This window comes from Gordonia alkanivorans NBRC 16433 (assembly GCF_000225505.1).
GTDB classification, from domain to species: domain Bacteria; phylum Actinomycetota; class Actinomycetes; order Mycobacteriales; family Mycobacteriaceae; genus Gordonia; species Gordonia alkanivorans.
In genome coordinates this window covers 17,736-39,184 of record NZ_BACI01000099.1, presented here as the reverse complement: position 1 = coordinate 39,184, position 21,449 = coordinate 17,736, and the positions used below count along the sequence as shown (strand labels likewise).

Sequence of the window (21,449 nt, the reverse complement as noted above, 5' to 3'; positions counted from 1 at the left end):
TGGTGCATAGTGACCTAAGGCACAACGGATCAACGGGGAGTGGCAAGGACATGGCTAGTCGGAAGAAGCAGATGCAGACCGCGCTCGGCAAGCTGAGCAGCATGTACCCGAGCAAAGAGCGCCCGCTGGCCGAGCCACCTGCGGGCTCAGGCCTCAAGCCGGTCATGGGTGATCCCGGTATCCCGTACCTGGGCAACACCCTTCAGGCCCTCGCGGACCCGCTGCAGTCGGCGATGGACCGCTTCGAGCGGTACGGCCAGGTGTCCTGGTCGGGTGCCCTCGGCATGAACATGGTGACCCTCGTCGGCCCCGACGCCATCGAGGCCGTGTGGATGAACCGCAACAAGGCGTTCTCCAGCGAGCTCGGCTGGGAGCCGATGATCGGTCCGTTCTTCCGCCGTGGCGTCATGCTCATGGACTTCGACGAGCACATGCAGCACCGCCGCATCATGCAGCAGGCCTTCAGTCGCCCGCGCCTGAACGGCTACCTGGACATCATGACCCCGCACATCGAGAAGACCCTCGCCAACTGGCAGGTGGGCAAGGGCTTCCACATGTACTCCAACACCAAGGACCTGACGCTTTCCCTTGCCACCGAGGTCTTCATGGGTGCGCACGTGAGCGAAGCCGAGGCACATCGCCTCGAGAAGGCCTTCGAGGCCGCGGTCCGTGGCGGTCAGGCCATGGTCCGCAAGGACGTCGGCAACTGGACCTGGGCGCAGGGACTCCGCGGCCGCGAGGTCCTGCAGGAGTACTTCCGCTCCGAGATCCCGCTGCGCCGCGGCAGCGACGCCGACGACCTGTTCACCGTCCTCTGCAACAGCGAGAGCGACGAGGGTGAGACCTTCACCGACGAGGACATCGTCAACCACATGATCTTCGTGATGATGGCCGCGCACGACACGTCCACCATCGCGCTGTCGATGCTGACCTACTTCCTGGGTCGCCATCCGGAGTGGCAGCAGCGTCTGCGCGAGGAGTCGCTGGCCCTCAACAAGCCGACGATCGACTACGACGACGTCGACAAGCTCCCCAGCATGGAACTCGCCTTCAAGGAGACCCTGCGCCTCAACGCCCCCGTCGGCATGCTCTTCCGGATGGCGATCGAGGACACCGAGATCTGCGGCCACTACATTCCGAAGGGCACCCTGCTGGCCATCCACCCCTGGGCGACCATGCTGCGCAAGGAATGGTGGCCGAACCCCACCCATTTCGACCCCGAGCGCTTCTCGGCCGAGCGTCGCGAGGACAAGGTCCACCGCTTCGCCTGGGCCCCGTTCGGCGGCGGCGCACACAAGTGCATCGGCCTGTACTTCGGTGGCATGGAGGTGAAGTCGATCCTGCACCAGATGCTGCAGCGCTTCGAGTGGACCGTCCCGGCCGGCTACAAGCCCGAACTCACCTACGGCACCGGACCCACCCCGGCCGACGGTCTGCCGATCGACATCCGGCACCGCGCGCTGTAACGAGCGAGTTCTTCCGTCCAGCACGAGGCTCCGCAAACCGGTCGACTTCAACCCGACCTGCAGACTTCGATCGACGTCTGCCGGTCGAGTTGAGGTTCGGCAGTCGGAAACGAGGAGCGGTCGACGCCACCACTCGCTCCCTGAGGTGCGAGGAGCGATAGCGACGAGCCACGAAGGGCTGGTGACCAAACGGCCACCAGCCCTTCGTATTTCGTTCTAGATCCCTATGACGCCGCGAGAATTCCGATCTCGAAGATGAGCGTGTCGCCGGGCTCGATCCCGGCGCTCGGCTGTCCCTGGGCGTAACCGTCGGCCGACGTCATCGCGACGCCTACCTTGGAACCGACCTTCTGCCCGGCGATCGCCTTGCTGAAGCCGGGGATCACGCCGTTGAGCGGGAAGTCGACGGGAGTGCCGCTTTGGTACGCGCTGTCGAACTCCTCGCCGTTGCGTCCGTTGACGCCGACGTAGCAGACGGTGACCGATGCGGTCTCGGCGACGACGGGTCCGTCACCCTCGACGAGGGTTTCCACGACCGTTGCGTCTACGCTGAACGGCGACTGGACGGTGATCTTCGGAGCCTCGGTCTCGGTGGCGGCAACCATCTCCATCTCGCCGGTGGCGCCCTTCAAGGTCCACTGCGGCTTGGCGTCGTCCTTGGCCGACGCGGTGGGGCAGCTGGTCGGAGCCGAGCCGGTGTCGGTGCTGCCGGCTGCGGCGGTACCGGTGGCTTCGGTTGTGCCGGAATCGGAATCGGTGTCGGAGCTACAGCCGGCCACCGTGAGGACGAGGGCCGCGCCGAGCGCGAGCGTCGCATTCTTCATGTTCACCCTGGTCACGCTACCCGAGCAAGCATGCTTCACCGAGCGCCGCCACCGCCCAGAATCCGGGCCGCGCGAGCCAGGTCGGCACGGATCGCTTTCGCCGCCGGCCACCGGTTCACCGCCAGCACCGGCACCCCGATGGCGGGTACCGTCAGCGTCGCCTCGGCGTGGACATCCGTCCCACCGTCAGTCCGTTCCTCGAAGCCCAGCGTCAGCACCGCGTCGACGCTCCGCCACCCGCCCACCTCGCGCCACAGCCGGTGCGGTTCGCAGTCGATCACCTCCAGACGCGGTGCCACCCCGGGCACGACGGTGACGTCGGTCCAGCTTGTGCCGACGTCACCCGCCCGGTCGCCGACCACCTGCAGGTCGTCGATGCGACGCAGACTCGACTGCCACGCAGGCCGATTGCTCGGGTCGGTGAGATAGTCGAACGTCTCTGCGACGGGCGTCGGGAACGCGACGACGTCGTCGATGATCGTGAACCGGGCGGGGGACAGCATCAGCTGATGAGGCCGGCGAGCTGATCGATCTCCTCGATGGTGCGCGGGGAGACCAGCATCGTGGTGACGCCGGACGCTTCCCACACCTTGATCTGCTCGCGGACGTAATCGACGTCGCCGACGATCGCCGAGTCCTCGACGACGGCGTCGGGAATGATCTGCGCCGCTTCCTCTTTGCGGTTCGAACGGAACAGTGTGGTCACCTCGTCGACGACGTCGGAGTACCCCATGCGGCGGTACACCTCGGCGTGGAAGTTGGTGTCCTCGCTGCCCATTCCGCCCATGTACAGGGCGAGGAACGGTTTGATGGCGTCGTAGGTCGCGGCGCGATCGTCGGTGATGACGATCTGTGCGGTCGCGATGATCTCGAAGTCCTCGCGGCTGCGTCGCGCGCCCGGCTTGGCGAATCCCTCGTCGAGCCAGGCGTTGTAGGTGTCGGCCATGCGCGGTGTGTAGAACAGCGGCAGCCAACCGTCGGCGATCTCGGCTGCGAGTGCGACGTTCTTGGGCCCCTCGGCGCCGAGCATGACCGGGATGTCGGCACGCAGCGGATGAGTGATCGGCTTGAGCGGCTTACCCAGCCCAGACGCGCCCTCGCCGTTGTACGGCAGGGGATAGTGCGGTCCGGCGCTGGTGACCGGAGCCTCCCGCGCCCACACCTGGCGCATGATGTCGATGTACTCGCGCGTGCGGCCGAGCGGTTTGGCGAACTTCTGTCCGTACCACCCCTCGACGACCTGCGGCCCGGACACGCCGAGTCCGACGATGTGGCGTCCGCCGGACAGGTGGTCGAGCGTCAACGCGGCCATGGCGCAGGCGGTTGGCGTGCGCGCCGACAGTTGCAGGACCGAGGTGCCCAGCCGCACGCGGTTCGTCGACGACCCGAGCCACGCCAGGGGGGTGTAGGCGTCCGAACCCCACGCCTCGGCGGTGAAGATCGAGTCGAAACCGGCCTTCTCCGCGGCGTCCACGAGGTCGGCGTGACCGGCCGGCGGCTGCGCGGCCCAATACCCCAGTTGCAGTCCGAGTTTCATTCGTTCGCCCCGTTCGCGGTCTCGGCTGCGGCTTCGGCTGCGATCTGGTCGAACTGCGCCCCCATCGCTTCGGCGAGGGCCTGCGCACCCGAGAGCGGCCGGACCATCACCATGAAGTCGTCGATCTTGCCGTCGTCGTTGATGTGGATGAAGTCGCAGCCGGTGACCGCCTTGCCGTTGACGGTCGCCTCGAACACCAGCGCCGAATCCCGACCCCCGGCGTCGTTGATCTCCCTGACGTAGCGGAAGTCCTCGAAGACGCGCAGCACGCCCCGCAGAATGGCCGAGGTGATCGCCTTACCCGGGTACGGCTTGAATGCGACCGGGCTGGTGAAGACGACGTCGTCGGCGAGCAGGTCCTGCATCGCCTGCGCGTCACGTGCCTCGACGGCCTCTCGGAACTGCCTCATGCATGTCCTCCTCGTCCACGGCAGGGGTGCCGCTGTGCGAACTTCTCTGCTCGACGCTAACCGATCTCCGACGCCGCGCGGGAGCCATCAACACGACGAGCGCCACCGCCAGCACGCCGATGCCCATCCAGCCGACCGCGGTGATCGATTCGGACAGCACGACGACCGCCAGAACGGTCGCGACGGCCGGTTCGATGAGAGTGATGGTGGTGGCGGTCGAACTGTCGATCCGTCGTAGCCCGCGGCTGAACAAGACGTATCCGAGGAACTGTGGCACGATGACCAGGTAGGCGAGGACGACAAGGCTTTCCGGATGCTCGATCACCGACGGCACGCACACCGCCACCACCGGTAACAGCAGAACTCCGCCCAGTCCCATGACGCCACCGGCCGACGCCCCGCGGGCCAGTCCCTCGTTCATCAGGCGACGCATCGCCCACGAGAAGCCCGCATATGTCGCACCCGCGCCGAGCCCGAGTACGACACCCCAGGCCGACGCGGTGCTGCCCGAGACGCTGTCGCCGTGCGAGGACTCGCTGCGCGACAACGCCAGTGCGACACTGCCGGCGATACCCAGCGCACACGCGACGCTCCACCGCGTCGTCAACGCCCGCCCCTCGGCGACCCGTTCGATGACCGCCGAGAACAACGGCGCCGACGCCAGTGACACCACGGTTCCCAGTGCAACGCCGCCGACGCGCATCGACCCGTAGAAGCACAGTGGGTAGATCGCCACGCAGACGCCGCCCGCCAGCACTGTCGGCCATCGCTGCATCAACGACGGCCAGGCAGCACGCACCGCACGCGCGTTGATCGCACCCTGCAGCAACCCGCCGCCCGACATCGCGATGGCACCGATCGTGACCGCACTGAGTGCGGGAGCGAGTGCCGCCGCGGTGCCCGACGTGCCCCACAGGAACGCAGTGAGGGTCACCGCGAGGATGCCGGCGCGTTCGGCGGCTCGCGAATGGGTCATGTGCGCGTGGGCATCGGATGGCGCGCATAGAACTCGAGATGACGACGAGCCGCGTCCTCCCACGTCAACGACGCGGCGAGCGACCGGCCGGAGTCGACGCGTGCCGGGTCCGGCGTGAGCGCGTCCGCCAGCGCATCGGCGAGCTCGGGCACGGTCGATGCGTACGCGACCGTGTCGCCGAACACCTCTCGGAGAATCGGCAGCTCACGCGTCACGACCGGCCGCCCCGCGGACAGTGCCTCCATCGCGGCCAGCCCGAACCCTTCCTTGACCGACGGGAACGCGAACACCCGACTGGCGGCGACCAGCGACGGCAGCTCGTCGTCGGGCACGTTGCCGAGGACGATCGGTTCGACGTCCAGTTCGGCCCGGCGGCGGTCGAAGTCAGCGCGGTAGTCCCGATAGTCGAACAGCGTCTCCCCACCGGCGAAGACGAGCGACAGCTCCGGATGCCGTTCACGCAGCATCGCATACGCGTCGAGCAGGTCGATGCTGCCCTTGCGCGGCTCGATCCCGCCGACGGCCAGCACGTACTCGCCGAGCTTGCCGGTCCACCGGGCGCGCGCCTCAACAGCTTCCGATACATCCGACGCCGCATCGGCAAACCGTTCGTACGCAACCCCATTGGGGATCACGTCCGGCGCCAGCCCCCACCCGTGCCGCACCTCGTCGGCGACCGCCCGTGAGACACAGATCCGCGCATACGGATTCACGACGGCCTTCTCGTGGCATTCGACGAGGATCGGCGTCGTGAACTGGTCGAGGTGATGGATCGTCCGGATACAGGTGCCAACGGCGTTGGCGCTGATGCAGTCCTGGGCGTGCACGATGTCGTAGGCACTCGCGTCGAAGGCGCCGCGCAGGGTGTCGATGGATCGCACGATGCGGTCGGTGATCGTCTCGTTCTCCCGATCGGCGAACGGCACCAGCCGCAACTTCACCGCCGGATCCACCGCGCGGAAGAAACCCTCGTCACCGCCGCGCGCCAGCGACCAGACCGACACGTCGACGCCGAGTCGCGCCATCGCCTCGGCCAGGTTCAACGTGTGGACCACGCCGCCACGCGGTTTCGTCGAATAGGTCAGCAGGGCGACTCGCGGGGAGGGGGAATCCACACCGGTCATGATAGGTCCGCGCCAGTCCCGGACTGGTGGCTCGCACTGCGGTAGGAGTCCGGGCGCAACTCGGCGAGGTGATTGAGCACGCGGCGGGCGCGGTCGATCTCCGCGTCGACGTCGACCGTGACGCTGGCCAGCCCACCCTTCGACCGTGTGGTGGCGAGGATGTCGCCGCCGGGTCCGACGATCTTGGCCTGCCCGAGGAACCGCAGCGAGCCCATCACGCCGGTCTGGTTCGACGACACGACGAACACCTGGTTCTCGGCGGCGCGGGCGCAGTCGTACAGGTCGAACAGCCGTGATTGCCGGTCGGCGGGGAGTCGGGCGGCGCGGTCGGTCACGCTCGCCGGCCATGCGGACAGCGCGGCGATGATTCGCGCGCCGTCGAGGGCAAGGGTCCGGGCCGACTCCGGGAAGGTCTTGTCGTAGTCGATGAGCATGCCGATCCGGCCGGCCGGGGTGTCGAACGAGCGGAACTCGTCACCGGCCGCGTAGGCGAGGGACTCACCGGCGGGCTGATGGACCTTGCGGTGGGTGCCGAGGATTCCGTCCCCGGAGACGCAGACCGCGGTGTTGAAGTGCCTGTCGCCGTCGGCCTCGGTGTAGCCGATGCAGACCGTCGTGTCGCCCGCGGCCGCGATCAGTGCGGCCAGTTCGGGGCCGTCGGGATCTAGCGCCGGTGGCAGCTCGTCAGGATCGGGATTGCGTAGGTCGCCCAGATAGCCGCCGAGCGTCGCATCCGGGAAGACGAGCAGGTCGACGCCATCGCGTGCGGCCGCTGCGACGATGCCGACGGCCTTGGACACGCCGCGCTCCACGTCGCGGCCGAAGTGCGCGGCGAGAGCACCGAGGGTGACCGTGCTCATGGTCGAACAGTACCGGGCTGACCGTCCGGAGAAGGTGTCACGCGAGCTCGGGTCATGCGGCCCCCAGCCCGGTGACCGTGGAGGCCACCGCGACGGTCACCGCGCCGTCGGGCCACCGCAGCCGCACGCCGGGCTCCGCGGTGAGACGACCACAGTCCGCGATGGTGAGAGTACTCGGGGCCGGCACCTCGGCACGACGCCCAGGCCGGTCCGCGGTGAGCATCGCGTACCCGGGGAAGCAGGTCAGCCACGCACCCATCGACGCACCGGTCGGGCGCTGCACGGCGGTCACGTCGAGTTCGGCTCCGGTGCCCGACGCCTCGGCGAGCATGCCGAGCGTTCCGGCGACCCCGGCCATGCTCACGTCCTTCGCCGACGCGGGCGCAACCCTCGCGAGATGACCTGCCATCGAACATAATTCGTCGCTGCTGCGTGAACTCGTGGAGTCCCACTGCCGGTCGTGATAGCCCGGCCGCCAGGACCCGCCGAGGTCGGCGTGCAGGGTGACGGTGTCGCCGACCGCACCGCCACCTGCACGCAGGGGACTGCCGGTGGTGCCCAACGCCGTCACCGACAGTGCCGATGGCACCCCGACCTGGGTGTGACCGCCGAGAACCGGTGTCTGCCAGGCGCGTGCAGCTGCGGAGATACCGCGGATGATGCGGGTCAGATGCGATGTCGTGGGTGCGCCGACGGCGTCGAGGAGTCCGATCGGTCGTGCGCCCATCGCGGACAGGTCGTTGATGTTGACCAGCACCGAACACCATCCGGCCCATTCCGGATCGCGTTCGATCATCGACGGGATGATCGCATCGCAGGCCGCGATCACGTCGGTCCCGGGCAGCGGGACACCGTCGTCACCGCGGAAACCGGTCGCTCCGAGTCCGCCGTCCTGGTCGGCGAACGGTGCAAGCGCCTCGGCGAGAACGGCTTTGGTGCCGTCGACGGTCCGCTGGATGCGGTGGATCGGCCAGCGCATCTCCCGGTGCGCCTGACCTGCGATCACTGGACCGGCCCCGCAGTCGTCCCAGCCGAGGCGGCGGAACATCCGCGCGTAGCGGTCCTGCACGGTGGCGTCGAAACGCAGTGCACCCTGCTGTTCGATGTGCGCACACGCGGCGCGCACGAGTGCCGGACCGATGCCGGCGGCGTGCCCGGGGTCGGCGACCACGAGCCGGCTGCCAAACCACCAGCCGATGTCCTCCATGTCCGACGTTCCGTCCCACCGCACGGGGGCCACACGAACGCCACCGGCGATCGTGCCGTCCGGCAGCGTCGCGACGAGGACCACGGTGCGTAGATCGTCGTCCGTGGCGTCGAGGTCGGTATGCGCGAAAAGTCCCTGTCGATCGACGAACTCGTGGTGCCGCATCGCACGGTAGGTGGCATGCTCGACGGCGGTGTCGGCGACGGTGATCAGGAAGTCCGGGCGTGGGGCGACGCGGCGTCGACCGGCAAGGATCGAGAGTTCCCCGGCCACTGCGTCTTTGGCGGTTGTTCTCATTCAGCCACCCACCGTCGGCAGGATGCTGCACGCGCCGCACGCTGCGCATCCGGCCCGCTGATCCGCTCCCGCCATCCCGATCAGCGTGAGATGGCGCGCGACCTCGCGGCTGATCTTCTCCACGATGGCCCGATCCGGTGCGGGTGCATCGTCGACGTCCACGGCGAGCGTTCCCGCATGACGCCGGAACGGCACGATGAACGGATAGACGCCCAGGTCGGCGAGTTCCTTGGCGCCGGAGATCATCTCGTCGGTGTCTTCGCCGAGCCCGACGAGCAGGTACGTCGACACTTGATTCCGGCCGAAGACGCGGACGGCCTCAGCCCACGCCTCGCGATACTCGTCCATCGGAACCGATGACTTGCCCGGCATCCACCGACGCCGCACGCCGTCGTCGAGGGATTCGACGTGGATGCCAATCGCGTCGGCGCCCGCCTCCCGCAACTCGGTGAGGACCGCAAGGTCGGCGGGCGGTTCGCACTGCACCTGGATCGGCAGGTGGGGGACCGCGGCCTTGATCGCGCGGACGCACCGCGCGAGGTGGCGGGCCCCACGATCACGGCCGTTCGTGGTGCCGGTGGTCATCACCATCTGGGTGACGCCGTCGAGTTCCACTGCGGCACGGGCGACCTCGGCCAGCTGATCCGGCTTCTTCACCGCGATCGTCGACCCCGACCGCAGTGACTCCTCGATCGAGCAGAACCGGCACCGCTCCGATTCGTCGTAGCGGATGCACGTCTGGACCACCGTCGTCGCCAAGACGTTACGACCGTGTAGACGGGCGATCTTCTCGTAGCTGACCCCGTCGGCGGTCTGCAGGTCGTAGAACCGGGGCCGTCCGATGGCCTCGACCTCGATGCCGACATCCACTCCGTCGTACAGGACACGTTCGCCGTCGAAGACGAACGGACTCTGCGGGTTCCGCGGGATCGCAGCGTGCAGGCCGTCGACCATCAGGTGGCCGTCGTCGCTCGGCCCGGCACCGCCGGTCCGCTGCACCGGCGGCTCGCCCCGAATCCCGAGCAGTGCCAGGTCAACTCGTGTGGTTACCGTCATAGGTACTTCCCCTGTTCCCTGAGTAACAAGCTCTTGCTGCTCCCTGAGGTGCGAGCTCCATTGCCCCGTGAGGTGCGAGTTGCGTCTTCGCGTGCGTCGCGACGCAATCTGCCAAAAGACTCGTCCCCGTGAGCACCGCCGGAGGGCAGATTGCCCTCGGAGGACGCTGAGGGGGACGAGTTTTTCGAGCGCACGGCCCGCTTGTAGCGTTCACCTCGAGGTCCGGACCCAACTCCTCCGTTTCGCCCGGCCATCTACTGCGCCGCCGCCAATCGCGGGCGCCCCTGGTCCAGAACACCGACGATGTGCTCCGCCACGTACCTCGCGTCCCGATCGATCCCGAGGAACCGTCCCGATCCCCAGGTGTGCATCCACGGCAACCCGACGAAGCTGAGCCCGGGGACCTCGGTGATCCCGCGCGTCTGCATCGGGCGACCCCCACCGTCGAAGGCGCTGGCCTCGATCCACCGGTAGTCGGGTCGGTACCCGATGGCCCAGATGATCGACGTCACCCCGGCTGCTGCGAGATCGAGTTCGGCAGGGTCTTCGTCGGGAGCCCACACAGGTTCGTACCGCGAGGGTTCCGGCGCCTCGATCCCCAGCGAGTCGATGTGCCGGTCGATGTCGGAGCAGATGGAGTTGTAGGTTGCGTCGGCCTTGTCCAGTGCATCGCTGAGCGTCGGCGCGAACCGCAGCGTCGAGTCCTTGCCGTCGGTCAGCATGCCGTAGAGCTGCATGCCCTCGACAGCGAAGCGTCGGAGGTCGATGTCGCGGCCACCGTCGCGGCCGGTGACGTAGTGGTTGGTCTTCTCCTGCGCGGCACGGCCACCCGGATACTCCTGGGTGGGAGTGTCGTAGAGCCCCATGTCCGACAGCCACGTCATGCAGTCGCGTCCGCGATAGAACCGTGCGACCCGCGGCGCGTTGCCGACCGCCAGATGCACCTGCCGCCCGGCCAGGTGCAGGTCTTCGGCGATCTGCGTGCCCGACTGCCCGGTTCCGACGACCAACACCGCACCCTCGGGCAACTGGTCCGGGTTGAAGTACTCCTCGGAGTGGATCTGATGGACGGCCGGATCGAGCGCCGACGCGAACGCCGGGATCACCGGCAGCGGATAACCACCGGTCGCGATCACCGCCTGGTCGCACGTCACGGAGGTGACGCCGTCCGGACCGTCGAGGGTCACCTCGAACCGGTCAACACCGAGCCGCTGCAGACGGGTCACCCGCGTGTGTTCGACGAGCGGCGGCTCGAAGGTCTGCAGCCACACCTCCAGCCAGGCCACGACCTCGTCGCGGGTCATGAACCCGTCCGGATCGGGGCCGTCGTAGGCATATCCGGGCAGCCGGCAATGCCAGTTGGGTGTCACGAGAGTGAAGTTGTCCCAACGCTTGTCGGCCCACGCGTGGACCGCGGTCTCGGCTTCGACGACGAGATGCTCGACTCCGGCCTGGCCGAGGTACCAGCTGACCGAGAGGCCGGCCTGCCCGCCGCCGATGACGACGACCGGTACGTGTGTGTTCATGAGCGCTCCCGTAGGTCGGTGGTGTGCGCGGGTAGCGGCGGGTACATCGAGACCACTTCGACCTCCGCCGAATCCGGATGCCGCGCAGCATCCTTGGTGATCTCCTCAGCGGACGCGGCGGCCGAGGTGCACGCGAACCCGTACTTGGCCCGCACCCGTGCGCTGGCTTCGTCGAGCGCGGTGGTGGCCCGCGCCCGGAAGTCGTCGACGCGGTACGAACCCGGCGCGAGGTGGTCGTGCAGGACGAGGCTGGGGGAGTAGTACTGGCGGAACAGCCCGTCGGGCCAGCGCACCTGGACGGTCATCTCAGGCATGAGCGAGGTCCCGCCAGGCGAGGTCGTCGGCGGTCTCCGGTTCGGTGAGGAGGCCGTACTTGTCGGGTCGGCGGTCCCGGAGATGGAACATGCCGGCTCGCATCGCGGTGAAGCTCTCGCAGATGTCCACCTCGGCGACGGCGAGCCCGCTGCCGAGGAGGGTGGTGTCGAGAATGTTGCCGCCCGGGTCGACGATCTTGGCGTTGCCCACATACCGCAACGATCCGAAGGTCCCGCTCTGGTTCGACGCCACCCAGAACACTTGGTTCTCCAGGGCGCGAGCGGCGTCGAAGAGGTTGAACCGGTAGGTCCACCGGTCCTCTTGAAGGTTCTCGGCGGTCGCGGTGCGTGCCGCCGGCCACGCCGACAAGCTGGCGATGATCTCGGCACCCTTGAGCGCCATGATGCGGGCGGCCTCGGGAAAGGCCTTGTCATAACAGATTTGGAGACCCACGCGCCCGATCGGAGTGTCGAAGACCCCGTACCCGTCGCCGGACGAGTACGACATGTTCTCGCCGAGCGGCTGGTGGACCTTCCGATAGCTGCCGTAGATCCGGTGGCCGTCGAGGACTGCGGCCGCGTTGTAGCGGGTCTCGCCGTCCTCGCCGAGTTCGCAGAACCCGATCGCCACCACCAGGTCTCCGACGATGGACTGCACCCGCGCGATCTCGGGTCCGTCGAGGGAGATCGCCGGTGGCAGCGACCGTGCACTGTTCTTCCGGGTGTCGCCGTGGTTGCCCAGCGACGACAGGTATCCGCCGATCGCCGCCTCGGGGAAGACCAGGAAGTCGACGCCGCGGGCCCGCGCCTGGGCGACGTACTCTTCGATCGTCGCGTAGTTCTGTTCGAGATCGCGGGTGAAGTTCGCCGCGACGGTTCCGATGGTGGTCATAGGAATGTCCCAGGGTCGGTGATGCGGAAAGTGTTGCGACTCAGACCATGTACGTCGAGTTGATGATCGCGCCCTTGCGTGCGTAGTGGATGATCGCGTCCTGGACGTCGAGCGGGTGCGCCGGGATGACGCCCTCGATCAGGTCCTCCTCGCGGCCGCCATGTAGTGCGAGACCGAAGCGGCAGCAGAACACGGTGCCGCCTTCGGAGATGAAGGTCTCGAGCGCGTTGTTGATGTTCTGCTCACCGGGGAAGCCGGAGTCGCCGGTCGTCGGAAAGCCGCGCGTGGCAAGGCAATTGATGGCACCGGGGCCGTAGAAGTACATCGCGGATTCGAAGCCCTTGCGCAGGGCGCGGGTCGCCTGCAGCACCGCGACGAACGACACCGAGGACTCATGCGCGATGCCGTGCACCAGCGTGAAGTAAGTTTCACCGTCCTCGGCCTGGTAATCCGGGAAGATCTTGGTGCCGCCGTAGATGTTGGAGCCCTTGGGAAGTGAGGGATGCGGGATCTCCGCCAGCGACGCGGCGATGTTCTCGGTGATGGTTTCGTCGAAAGAGGGCACAAGGACTCCTGGATGGCGAGACGACGGCGCCTGGCGGCTCGGCGTGTGAGACGAATGCGGATCGGGCATCATTGCCCAAGAGCGGTGGATCGGAAGACTTCGATCTCATCGAGTAGCTGATCGCTACGAGAACCAGTTCACCCCTCGACGATTACCGGGTGGTTACCGCTGGAATAAATGGATGGCCGGTCTGCGTAACACGTCGCTCGACGCGCGCCCGTCCCTCAACCGCTCGTCAGGACAGCAGGATGGTCCGGCAACAAAAATGTCCGACGAACCGGTCGGGTCGGGGGTCTGACCGGTTCATCGGACGTAAGTCAGCATATCGTCTGTGTCTCCGCAGGTCGAGCGAGGGATCCGCAATTCTGTGACCTGTTTCTCACGGATTCCGGACGAACCCGACCTCTACGGCTCTGTAACCGTCGTTCGCCGTCGTCCACCTGGACGACACCGATCCCGTCCGACGTGTCGCACCATCTCGCCGAACGACGAGGCGCAAGCTGGACCCATGCTCACTGCGATCCTCTACGGACTCGTGACCGCGGTACCCATCGCGATCGGTGCCGCGATCGGTCTCCGGTGGGATCTCCCGGCTCGAGTCCTGGCGACCCTGATGGCCTTCGGCGCGGGCACGATGATCGCCGCGGTCTCCACCGAGCTCTTCCAGCCGGCGTTCACACAGGCCGGGATCGGCCTCGCCGGGGTAGCGCTGCTTCTAGGAACCGCGGTCTACGTGGTCGCCGACCACGTCGTCGAAACCAAACTCGGCTCCCGCGCCATCGGTCCGGCGCTCATGCTGGGTGTCTTCCTCGACGGCGTGCCCGAGAACAGCGCGCTGGGCGTCTCACTCACCGCGGGCGGCTCGCTGGTGCTGGTGGTGGCGATCGCCGTCGGCAACGTCCCCGAGGCGGTCAGCGGTGCGTCGTTGATGAGACGCGAACACGACATGTCGCTGCGCTACGCGCTCGTGATGTGGGTGGCCACCGCCGCGATCCTCATCGCGGTGACCGTGGGCGGTTACGCAGTCTCCGACGCCATCTCGCCGACCGCGGTCAGCATCGTCCAAGCCTTCGCCGGTGGCGCGACCCTCGGCGTCCTCGCCAACGGCCTCATGCCCGAGGCCTATAAAGAAGGCGGCTGGTGGGTCGGCCTGGCCACCGCGGGCGGCTTCCTGCTCGCGTTCGTCCTGGGTTGAGCCGACGACCTCAGTGCGTCTGCAGCGCGTCCGGGTCGCTGGCAACGTGGCCCTGGGCGAGCTCTTGGAGTTCTCGGAAGACCCGCTTCGACGCCTCGGCCCACGGCATCAGAATCGGGAACACATGGAACATCCCCGGTTCCTCTAGTGCGCGCGTGGGCACCTCGGAGTCTTCGAGTCGCGCTGCGAATTCGCGGATGCCGTCGCGGAACATCTCGTCCTTGCCCCAGCACACGAAAGTCGGTGGGAACCAGTCCGGCTCCGGGTCGGCGTGGATGATCGAGACGCGAGCATCGTTCGGCTGCACACCATGTAGGTACGGCGTCACCGGGATGTTCCACGGCAGCACGTCGTACTGGGCGTTCTCGGTTATCGACGGGTGGTCGAGGTCGAGATCGATTTCGGGGGAGAACAACGCCATCGCACCGGGCTTGGGTAGACCCTGCTCGTGCAGGTGTGCCACCAACGACGCTGCGAGGCCACCGCCACCGGAGTCGCCGGCGATGATGATGTGTTCAGGGCTCACCCCACGTCCCAGGAGTGCCTGGTAGACATCCGCGGCGTCGAGAACCCCGGCGGGAAAGGGGAATTCGGGTGCCATCCGATAGTCGGCGATGAAGACCTCGAACCCGGTGATCCGCACCAGCGACGATGCGAACGCCGAATACATGATCGGCGACGTCCCGATGTACCCGCCGCCGTGCAGGTACAGGATGGTCGCGCCGATCTCCTGCTTCTCCTCGTCCTCGTCGACGTAGGCGTCGGTACTCGCCTTCGCGCGACACCACAGGCCGGGGACGCCGCCGATGGTGTCGTCGGTCAGTTCGACCCCGTCGGTCAGTTCGACGAACGGCGGCATCACCACGCGGCAGATCTCGTCGAGGATCTTCTCCATCGACCGGAATTCCTCGATCGGCAGACCCATCGAGTAGCCCATGAACGTACGGATGGACTGCCGGGTGACGGCCTGGCCGATGTTGTCGAGCAGGCCCGACGGCCCCGACCACGGCTTCTTGAAGGGCACGCGCGCGAGTCCGCCGAGCATGCTCGACGCCAGTCCAGCGACGGTCAGCGCCGTCAGCGGTCCGGACGCGGTCTCGACCTCGGGACGATCAGCCATCACCATGCTGCTCAGGGTAGCGAGGTGGGTCACCGGCGGCTGAACACACGACCACCGGACTGGGGTGCGCCCGGACGGACGTGGCAGACTGTCGCGGGTCCTGTAGTCCCCGAGATCCCCGTGAGGCGGCGATGGAGAGTTCTGCCTTCCCGGCTCAGCGCGAGGCCGGGCGACCCGTCGTACCGTCGGAATCGGTGCAGGTCACACTGGGTGACGCCCTGGAGGCCAACCGCGCGCTGCAGAAGTCGGCGGCGGTCAAGCTGTTCGCCGCGAACAATTCGGCTCTCTACGTCACCTTGATGGAGCGTCACCTCGACTACGGCACCAAGATGTCGGAGGTCGAGCTGACGATGCGGCTCGAACGCGACCTCGCCGAACTCGACCTCACCGACGACCAGCCCACCGGCCTGGAGCTGGTCAAGCTGTGGGCCCGTCAGGGCTGGCTGCACCGCGTCACCGACACCACCGACCCCGACGCCCCCAACCTCTGCCATCTGACCAGCGAGGCCCGCTCGGTCCTGGACTTCATGCGCCGTCAGCGCCGCGAGGACTCCATCGCCACCGGTGGCTCGATCACCGGTATCGCCGCCGAACTCCGACGCGTCGCCGGACAGGTCAGCAACGACCCCGAGACCATCCGCCTGGAGCTCGAGGCGCAGATGTCCGACCTCGACGCCGAGCTCGCCGACCTCGAAGCCGGCCGCCGACCGCCGGTCGACCTCCGCGTCGCCGAGGACTCCGCCCGCGCGATCGGCTACCAGATGGAGCAGATCATCTCCGACATCGGCCAGTACGGCACGATGCTCGACCGCATCACCACCGCGCTGCTCGACGACCCGGGGGACTCCGACCTCGCCTACCGCGACCGTCAGCGCCAGCTCTTCGACGACTACGAGGCGCTACTGCAGTCGTCGCAGTCGGCGTCGTACCAGGCGTTTTCCCAGATGATCCAGGACCCGGAGCGTCGCGCCCGCCTCAAGGTCGACATCGACACCATCATCGAGAACTTCCCCGGCATGGACGCCGGTCTGCGGTCGGTGATGGACAACTTCTTCGGTCTGGTCACCCAGCAGATGGCCGAGGTCGGCCGCACCCGTCAGCGTTGCGCCCGTCGGATTCGACGCTTCGTCGCGTCGGGCACCCTCGAGCAGAGCCGCGGTCTGGCACGTCAGCTCAACGACGCCCTGGCCACCGCCAACGACCTCCTCAAGACCTCCCTCGCGGACCGTCGCCTCGGCTACGAGCTGCCGCTGGCCGCCCCGACCCTCAACTCGATCGGCCGCCTCGCCTTCGAGATCCGCGAACACGTCCCGCCCGCCCCGGCTCTGCCCGCCGGTGGCGCCGACGCCGATCTGGCCGCCTTCGCCTCGATGACCGGCCAGGTCGACACCGTCGAACTCACCGAGACCGTGAACAACGCCGTCGCCGCCGGACCGGTCGCGCTCACCGACGTCATCGAAGGACTCGACGAGGCGTACCTCGCGCACGTCATCGTGCTGTGGTCCTGGGCCCAGAAGCAGGCCGCAGCAGGGGAGAACGTGCCGATGACCACCGTGCGTTTCCGGTCCCTCCTCGGGGAGGACCACGCCATCGAAGTCCCCGACCTGACCTTCACCGAACCGATTCCGACTGCGGAGGTCGACGCCGAATGACCAATTCTTCGCTCCCTGAGACGGAACCCTCGCTCGCTGAGACCGACCCCTCGCTCCCTGAGGTGCGAGCGCAGCGAGCCACGAAGGGCCCCGACCTCCCCGACGAACTCGCCGGATTCGACGATCTCCCCACCGTCGCGAACCGAGCCGCCTCGCACGCACCCAGCGCACCCCGCTTCGACGGCGACGTCAGCGAGATGCCCGACCGCGCCTGCTGGGCGCTGCAGAACCTGCTGGCCCGCCGCTACGTCAGCGGTGACCGGCAGCCGCAGCTGTGGTCGTGGGTCTCCGAGTACCAGGACGTCCTGCGGATCCGGCTGTCCGAACTCGACCTCCGTCTGCGCCTCGTCGACGAACTGCAGGTCGCCTTCGTCGAGCAGGCGGGCTACGACTCTCGTTGGGGCCGACGCATTCTCAAGCGCGAGACCGTCCACACCTACGACGCCATCCTGGCGTTGCACCTCGCCAAGTACATCCGCGCCGCCCGCGACGAGGATGCACTGATCACCCGCGAGGAGATCCACGAACTCTTCGCCGGCGTCACCAACACCATCGACCGCGACCTCGCGCTCTTCGACAAGCGCATCGAGCGGGCCATCGACAAGATGGAAGAACTCGAGTTCCTCCGCAAGCAGCGCGACGACGCCGACACCTTCACCGTCAGCCCGGTGATCTCCGCGGTGATGACGGCGTCGGTGATCACCGACCTGCAGCGACAGTTCGAGCAGTTCATCGGTTCCGGCGACACGGGGGAGGAGCCACCGGAGGGCGCGGCCGCCGATGCGACCGACCTCGATGCCGAGGACGCCTACAGCGACGACGAAGGAGACGACTGGTGAGCGGGCAGGTCGACCAGTACCACCTGTCCCGGTTGCAGTTGATCAACTGGGGCGTGTTCGACGGGTATCACTCGATCCCGTTCAGCTCCAACGGTTCTCTGATCACCGGGTCGTCGGGTTCGGGTAAGTCGTCGTTGCTCGACGCCATCTCGCTGGCGTTCCTGCCCGACCATCGGCGCAACTTCAACGCCTCGGGCGACGCCACCGCCGCCGGCTCGTCGAGCGGTAAGCGCACCGTCGGCAAGTACGTGCGCGGCGCGTGGGGTGAGCGGCGCGACGGCACCAACGCGCACCGCGAGATCATGTACCTGCGCGGCACCGGCCCGGCGTGGGCGGCCATCGCGGTCACCTACACCTCCACCTCGGGCACCGCCATCACCGGTCTGGTCCTCAAGTGGCTGGCCGCGGGCAAGATGACCGACGCGCACAGCTCGTACTTCATCTACGACGGCGACGCCGACATCGTCGACGCCTGCAACGAGTGGGCCGCGGCCAACTACAACTCGGCCAAGTTCCGCGACCGCGGCTGGCGCGGCGGACCCGGCGAGGGCAAGTACCTCTCGACGTTGTACTCGCTCATCGGGATCCGCGGCTCCGACGCCGCGCAGCAGCTCCTCGGAAAGGCCAAGTCGCTCAAGAGCGTCGGCGGTCTCGCGCAGTTCGTGCGGGAGTTCATGCTCGACGCCCCGACTTCCATCGTCGGCATCACCGACGCCCTCGAGCAGATCGACCCGCTCGTCGAGGCCCGCGAGCTGCTCGACGTCGCGCGCCGCAAGCGCACCATCCTCGGCAACATCGAAGAGGTCCACGAGCGCTACGCCGCAGAATCGGCGACCTTCAGCGTCCTCGACACCATCGACAGCACCACCATCCGCAGCTACGTCAACAACTTGCGGATCCGCAACGCGCAGCCCGAGGTCGCCGACCTCGACGACCAGATCACCCGCATGGACAGTGATCTCGCCGCACTGACCACCCAGCACGACCAGCTGCGCCAGGACCACAGCCTGCTGCTGGCCCGCATCGCCACCTCCACCGGCGACCTCGCCCCGCTGCGCGAACAGCTCGGCGGCGCACAGAAACTCAGCACCGAGGTCACCGCACGACGAAACTCCTACGAGGACAAGGTCTCCGCACTCGGCTTTTCCCCGCCGACCAACGCCGAGGGCTTCTGGTCGCTGCGCGAGGAGCTCATCGAGGAGGCCACTAAGATCGACGGCCAGCTCGAGGCCGGCCGCGCCCACTACGCGGAGGCGCTGGCCCGCGAGGTCGCCGCCCGCAGCCGCCGCGACACCGCGCAGGAAGAACTCGGCCGCGTCGAACAGGCCGGGTCCGCGCTGCCGCGCACCGAACACGAGATGCGCCGCGTCATCGCGCACGCGCTGCAGATCGACGAGTCCGAGCTGAAGTACGTCGCCGAACTCGTCGAACTCGATCCCGACGAGGAACGCTGGCGCCTGTCCGTCGAGAAGGTCTTGCGCAACGCCGGTCTGCGACTCCTCGTGCCGGACAAGCACTTCCGTTCCGCGCTGCGATTCGTCAACTCGCACGACATGCGCGGCCGGATCCAGCTGCACCAGGCCGAGACCCGCCCGATGCCCGACGTCGAGCCGGGCACCCTGGCGTCCAAGCTGCGTCCCGTCGATCCCGGCCACCCGTGTGCCGCCGAGGCGATGACCATCCTCGCGCGCCTGGGCAACCACATGTGCGTCGACAACCCGGGCGAGTTCTCGCAGTACGCCAAGGCCGTCACCGACCAGGGCCTGCGCAAGGACTCGGCGAAGCTCGCCGTCAAGGACGACCGCCAGCAGCTGCGCCGGTCGCAATACATCTTCGTCGGCGACGTCGAATCCAAGATCACCGCGCTGCGCGACGAACTTGCCTACGAGGAACGCGCTTTCGAGGACGCCCGCGAGGACTGCGCCGAACTCGACCGCGAACGTTCCGCCAAGGAACGACGCCGCGACGCCTACCGCCGCGTGTGCGAGCAGTTCACGCAGTGGAACGAGATCGACGTCGACTCCGTCGATGATCGCGTCGACCAGCTCACCGACCAGTACGACCTCCTCATGGAGGAGCACCCCGACGTCGAAGCCCTGCAGCGCAAGGCCGAAGACCTCTGGGAGCAGGTCCGCAACGCGATCTCGCAGGCCGCGCTGGTCAAGGACAAGATCGCCCGCCAGGACGAGCGCCGCACCCAGCTGCTCGACCTGATCGACCGGCTGAAGCCCGAAGACGTTCCCGCGCAGGCGGAAAAGACCCTCGACGGCTTCCGCGAAGATCTCTCGGCGACCCTCGACGTGCTCAACCCCGAGCCGTACCGCCAGGAGATCGTCAAGGCCGCCGGCCGCGAGCGCGACCGCATGCGCTCCGACGCCCGACGCTCCCGTGATGAGCTGGCCCGGATCCTCGACACCTACGACGAGGAATTCCCCGACGCCATCCCCAACGACAGCGACGACTTCGACGAGCGCATCCACGACTACGTCGCCGTCTGCCGCCGCATCGACGAACGGGAACTGCCGTCCGCCTACGAGCGGATGCGCCGCCTGATCACCGAGCAGGCGCCGGGCGCGATCCTTGGCCTGCACATGGCTGCCGACGCCGAGGAACGACGGATCGTCGAGCAGATCGAGCGCGTCAACACTGGTCTCGGCGCGGTGGCGTTCAACCGCGGCACCCGCCTGCGACTGGTCCCAGGCCGCAAGAAGCTCGCCGCGGTCGAGGAACTGACCGAGAAGGCCCGCCAGATCTCCACCCGCGCAACGGCGGTCAGCTTCGGCGACGAACAGGCCATCCTCGAGCAGTACTCCGACATCCTGTTGCTGCGCGAACGTCTCGCCGGCAACACCCCGGAGGACCGCCAGTGGACGCGTGACGCTCTCGACGTGCGCAACCGCTTCGACTTCTACTGCGAGGAGCACGACGCCGAGAGCGGCGAGACCATCCGCACCTACTCCAACGCCGGTGACAACTCCGGTGGCGAGCAGGAAAAGCTGATGGCCTTCTGTCTCGCCGGTGCGCTGAGCTTCAACCTGGCCAGCCCGCACGGCAACGACAACCGACCGATCTTCGCGCAGCTGATGCTCGACGAGGCGTTCTCCAAGTCCGACCCGCAGTTCGCCCAGCAGGCGCTGAGTGCGTTCCGCAAGTTCGGGTTCCAGCTGATCATCGTGGCGACGGTGCAGAACACGAGCACGATCCAGCCGTACGTGGACAACGTGGTGATGGTGTCGAAGGTTGAGGCAGGATCGGATCTGCGGCCGATCGCGACCGCGACGTCGACGACGATCAAGGCGTTCTCGGAGTTGCGGCGGTCGGGGAGTCAGTTGTCGGTGTAGGGGAGTCCTGTGCCGGAGATGCTGGCACCCGCCGAAGAGCGGGAGCTCTAAGCAGAATTGATTCCTCGCGGTGTGCAGCGGATGTCCAGTCGGTAGGACGAGCCGGGGGTGCGGTGCGGTCTTCATTCGTGCCGGAGGGAGTTCGTCGATGGCATCGGCTACACCGATGATCTCGAGATGTTCCACCATCAGAGGTTTTTAAGCGACACCTTGCCGATGCTCGCGGATGAGGTAGAACGCGACCGCGG

Annotated in this window: 19 protein-coding genes; 5 read left to right on the top strand and 14 right to left on the bottom strand. The window is 67.5% G+C overall.

All coding sequences use genetic code 11. From position 1 onward, the window contains the following. Positions 1–50 precede the first annotated feature (50 nt). Positions 51–1,466: a cytochrome P450 gene (locus GOALK_RS18495; RefSeq protein ID WP_187346496.1), complete on the top strand. Its 1,416-nt coding sequence runs from the start codon at positions 51–53 to the stop codon at positions 1,464–1,466. 224 nt (positions 1,467–1,690) lie between these two features. Here the strand turns inward: GOALK_RS18495 and GOALK_RS18490 are convergent, their stop codons facing one another. From GOALK_RS18490 to GOALK_RS18430, 13 genes are all read right to left on the bottom strand, one after another. Next, complete coding sequence (locus GOALK_RS18490; RefSeq protein ID WP_006360356.1) at positions 1,691–2,290, bottom strand: FKBP-type peptidyl-prolyl cis-trans isomerase; 600 nt, start codon at positions 2,288–2,290, stop codon at positions 1,691–1,693. 35 nt (positions 2,291–2,325) lie between these two features. Next, positions 2,326–2,793: an SRPBCC family protein gene (locus GOALK_RS18485; RefSeq protein ID WP_006360355.1), complete on the bottom strand. Its 468-nt coding sequence runs from the start codon at positions 2,791–2,793 to the stop codon at positions 2,326–2,328. After that, a complete protein-coding gene (locus GOALK_RS18480) occupies positions 2,793–3,827 on the bottom strand; it encodes an LLM class F420-dependent oxidoreductase (protein ID WP_006360354.1) in 1,035 nt (344 codons plus the stop codon). Before GOALK_RS18480 ends, GOALK_RS18485 begins: the two co-directional genes overlap by 1 nt. Beyond that, on the bottom strand, positions 3,824–4,237 hold the full coding sequence (locus GOALK_RS18475; protein ID WP_006360353.1) for a nuclear transport factor 2 family protein: 414 nt from the start codon (positions 4,235–4,237) through the stop codon (positions 3,824–3,826). The genes GOALK_RS18480 and GOALK_RS18475 overlap by 4 nt, the downstream gene beginning before the upstream one ends. Further along, a complete protein-coding gene (locus GOALK_RS18470; RefSeq protein WP_006360352.1) occupies positions 4,203–5,213 on the bottom strand; it encodes a DMT family transporter in 1,011 nt (336 codons plus the stop codon). The genes GOALK_RS18475 and GOALK_RS18470 overlap by 35 nt, the downstream gene beginning before the upstream one ends. Continuing rightward, on the bottom strand, positions 5,210–6,337 hold the full coding sequence (locus tag GOALK_RS18465) for an MSMEG_0565 family glycosyltransferase (RefSeq protein WP_040004346.1): 1,128 nt from the start codon (positions 6,335–6,337) through the stop codon (positions 5,210–5,212). Before GOALK_RS18465 ends, GOALK_RS18470 begins: the two co-directional genes overlap by 4 nt. Then, on the bottom strand, positions 6,334–7,197 hold the full coding sequence (locus tag GOALK_RS18460) for a carbon-nitrogen hydrolase family protein (RefSeq protein WP_006360350.1): 864 nt from the start codon (positions 7,195–7,197) through the stop codon (positions 6,334–6,336). The genes GOALK_RS18465 and GOALK_RS18460 overlap by 4 nt, the downstream gene beginning before the upstream one ends. A 52-nt stretch (positions 7,198–7,249) precedes the next feature. Beyond that, positions 7,250–8,701, bottom strand: a complete 1,452-nt coding sequence (locus tag GOALK_RS18455; RefSeq protein WP_040004345.1) for an MSMEG_0567/sll0787 family protein — start codon at positions 8,699–8,701, stop codon at positions 7,250–7,252. Continuing rightward, on the bottom strand, positions 8,702–9,757 hold the full coding sequence (locus GOALK_RS18450) for an MSMEG_0568 family radical SAM protein (protein ID WP_006360348.1): 1,056 nt from the start codon (positions 9,755–9,757) through the stop codon (positions 8,702–8,704). It lies immediately after the preceding gene. A 254-nt stretch (positions 9,758–10,011) separates the two neighbouring features. Next, a complete protein-coding gene (locus tag GOALK_RS18445) occupies positions 10,012–11,283 on the bottom strand; it encodes an MSMEG_0569 family flavin-dependent oxidoreductase (protein ID WP_006360347.1) in 1,272 nt (423 codons plus the stop codon). Beyond that, a complete protein-coding gene (locus GOALK_RS18440; RefSeq protein WP_006360346.1) occupies positions 11,280–11,597 on the bottom strand; it encodes an MSMEG_0570 family nitrogen starvation response protein in 318 nt (105 codons plus the stop codon). The genes GOALK_RS18445 and GOALK_RS18440 overlap by 4 nt, the downstream gene beginning before the upstream one ends. Then, positions 11,590–12,489, bottom strand: coding sequence for a carbon-nitrogen hydrolase family protein (locus tag GOALK_RS18435; protein ID WP_006360345.1), 900 nt, complete (start codon positions 12,487–12,489; stop codon positions 11,590–11,592). The genes GOALK_RS18440 and GOALK_RS18435 overlap by 8 nt, the downstream gene beginning before the upstream one ends. A 40-nt stretch (positions 12,490–12,529) precedes the next feature. Then, a complete protein-coding gene (locus tag GOALK_RS18430; protein WP_005195025.1) occupies positions 12,530–13,054 on the bottom strand; it encodes an MSMEG_0572/Sll0783 family nitrogen starvation response protein in 525 nt (174 codons plus the stop codon). Between the two features lie 508 nt (positions 13,055–13,562). On the opposite strand from GOALK_RS18430, the gene GOALK_RS18425 reads away from it, so the two are divergent. Continuing rightward, positions 13,563–14,249: a ZIP family metal transporter gene (locus GOALK_RS18425; RefSeq protein ID WP_006360344.1), complete on the top strand. Its 687-nt coding sequence runs from the start codon at positions 13,563–13,565 to the stop codon at positions 14,247–14,249. Positions 14,250–14,259: 10 nt separating this feature from the next. Here the strand turns inward: GOALK_RS18425 and GOALK_RS18420 are convergent, their stop codons facing one another. After that, positions 14,260–15,375 (bottom strand): alpha/beta hydrolase, encoded by a 1,116-nt coding sequence (locus tag GOALK_RS18420; RefSeq protein WP_040004344.1) that lies wholly within the window; start codon positions 15,373–15,375, stop codon positions 14,260–14,262. 125 nt (positions 15,376–15,500) lie between these two features. Here GOALK_RS18420 and GOALK_RS18415 point away from each other — a divergent pair, with 125 nt between their 5' ends. From GOALK_RS18415 to GOALK_RS18405, 3 genes are read left to right on the top strand one after another with little or no spacing between them, the layout of a single operon-like run. Then, positions 15,501–17,021, top strand: a complete 1,521-nt coding sequence (locus GOALK_RS18415) for a DUF3375 domain-containing protein (protein ID WP_006360342.1) — start codon at positions 15,501–15,503, stop codon at positions 17,019–17,021. Next, positions 17,018–17,860 carry a DUF4194 domain-containing protein gene (locus GOALK_RS18410; RefSeq protein WP_006360341.1) on the top strand — a complete coding sequence of 281 codons (843 nt, stop codon included), beginning with the start codon at positions 17,018–17,020 and terminating at the stop codon, positions 17,858–17,860. Before GOALK_RS18415 ends, GOALK_RS18410 begins: the two co-directional genes overlap by 4 nt. Next, a complete protein-coding gene (locus tag GOALK_RS18405; RefSeq protein WP_006360340.1) occupies positions 17,857–21,201 on the top strand; it encodes an ATP-binding protein in 3,345 nt (1,114 codons plus the stop codon). The genes GOALK_RS18410 and GOALK_RS18405 overlap by 4 nt, the downstream gene beginning before the upstream one ends. The last annotated feature ends 248 nt before the right edge of the window (positions 21,202–21,449 follow it).

Bases quoted from the DNA above. Each gene is read 5' to 3' on its own strand.
- GOALK_RS18480 (WP_006360354.1), bottom strand. From the start codon at position 3,827: ATGAAACTCGGACTGCAACTGGGGTATTGGGCCGCGCAGCCGCCGGCC.
- GOALK_RS18440 (WP_006360346.1), bottom strand. From the start codon at position 11,597: ATGCCTGAGATGACCGTCCAGGTGCGCTGGCCCGACGGGCTGTTCCGC.
- GOALK_RS18420 (WP_040004344.1), bottom strand. From the start codon at position 15,375: ATGGTGATGGCTGATCGTCCCGAGGTCGAGACCGCGTCCGGACCGCTG.
- GOALK_RS18475 (WP_006360353.1), bottom strand. From the start codon at position 4,237: ATGAGGCAGTTCCGAGAGGCCGTCGAGGCACGTGACGCGCAGGCGATG.
- GOALK_RS18445 (WP_006360347.1), bottom strand. From the start codon at position 11,283: ATGAACACACACGTACCGGTCGTCGTCATCGGCGGCGGGCAGGCCGGC.
- GOALK_RS18460 (WP_006360350.1), bottom strand. From the start codon at position 7,197: ATGAGCACGGTCACCCTCGGTGCTCTCGCCGCGCACTTCGGCCGCGAC.
- GOALK_RS18425 (WP_006360344.1), top strand. From the start codon at position 13,563: ATGCTCACTGCGATCCTCTACGGACTCGTGACCGCGGTACCCATCGCG.
- GOALK_RS18465 (WP_040004346.1), bottom strand. From the start codon at position 6,337: ATGACCGGTGTGGATTCCCCCTCCCCGCGAGTCGCCCTGCTGACCTAT.
- GOALK_RS18495 (WP_187346496.1), top strand. From the start codon at position 51: ATGGCTAGTCGGAAGAAGCAGATGCAGACCGCGCTCGGCAAGCTGAGC.
- GOALK_RS18455 (WP_040004345.1), bottom strand. From the start codon at position 8,701: ATGAGAACAACCGCCAAAGACGCAGTGGCCGGGGAACTCTCGATCCTT.
- GOALK_RS18490 (WP_006360356.1), bottom strand. From the start codon at position 2,290: ATGAAGAATGCGACGCTCGCGCTCGGCGCGGCCCTCGTCCTCACGGTG.
- GOALK_RS18415 (WP_006360342.1), top strand. From the start codon at position 15,501: ATGGAGAGTTCTGCCTTCCCGGCTCAGCGCGAGGCCGGGCGACCCGTC.
- GOALK_RS18435 (WP_006360345.1), bottom strand. From the start codon at position 12,489: ATGACCACCATCGGAACCGTCGCGGCGAACTTCACCCGCGATCTCGAA.
- GOALK_RS18485 (WP_006360355.1), bottom strand. From the start codon at position 2,793: ATGCTGTCCCCCGCCCGGTTCACGATCATCGACGACGTCGTCGCGTTC.
- GOALK_RS18470 (WP_006360352.1), bottom strand. From the start codon at position 5,213: ATGACCCATTCGCGAGCCGCCGAACGCGCCGGCATCCTCGCGGTGACC.
- GOALK_RS18410 (WP_006360341.1), top strand. From the start codon at position 17,018: ATGACCAATTCTTCGCTCCCTGAGACGGAACCCTCGCTCGCTGAGACC.
- GOALK_RS18450 (WP_006360348.1), bottom strand. From the start codon at position 9,757: ATGACGGTAACCACACGAGTTGACCTGGCACTGCTCGGGATTCGGGGC.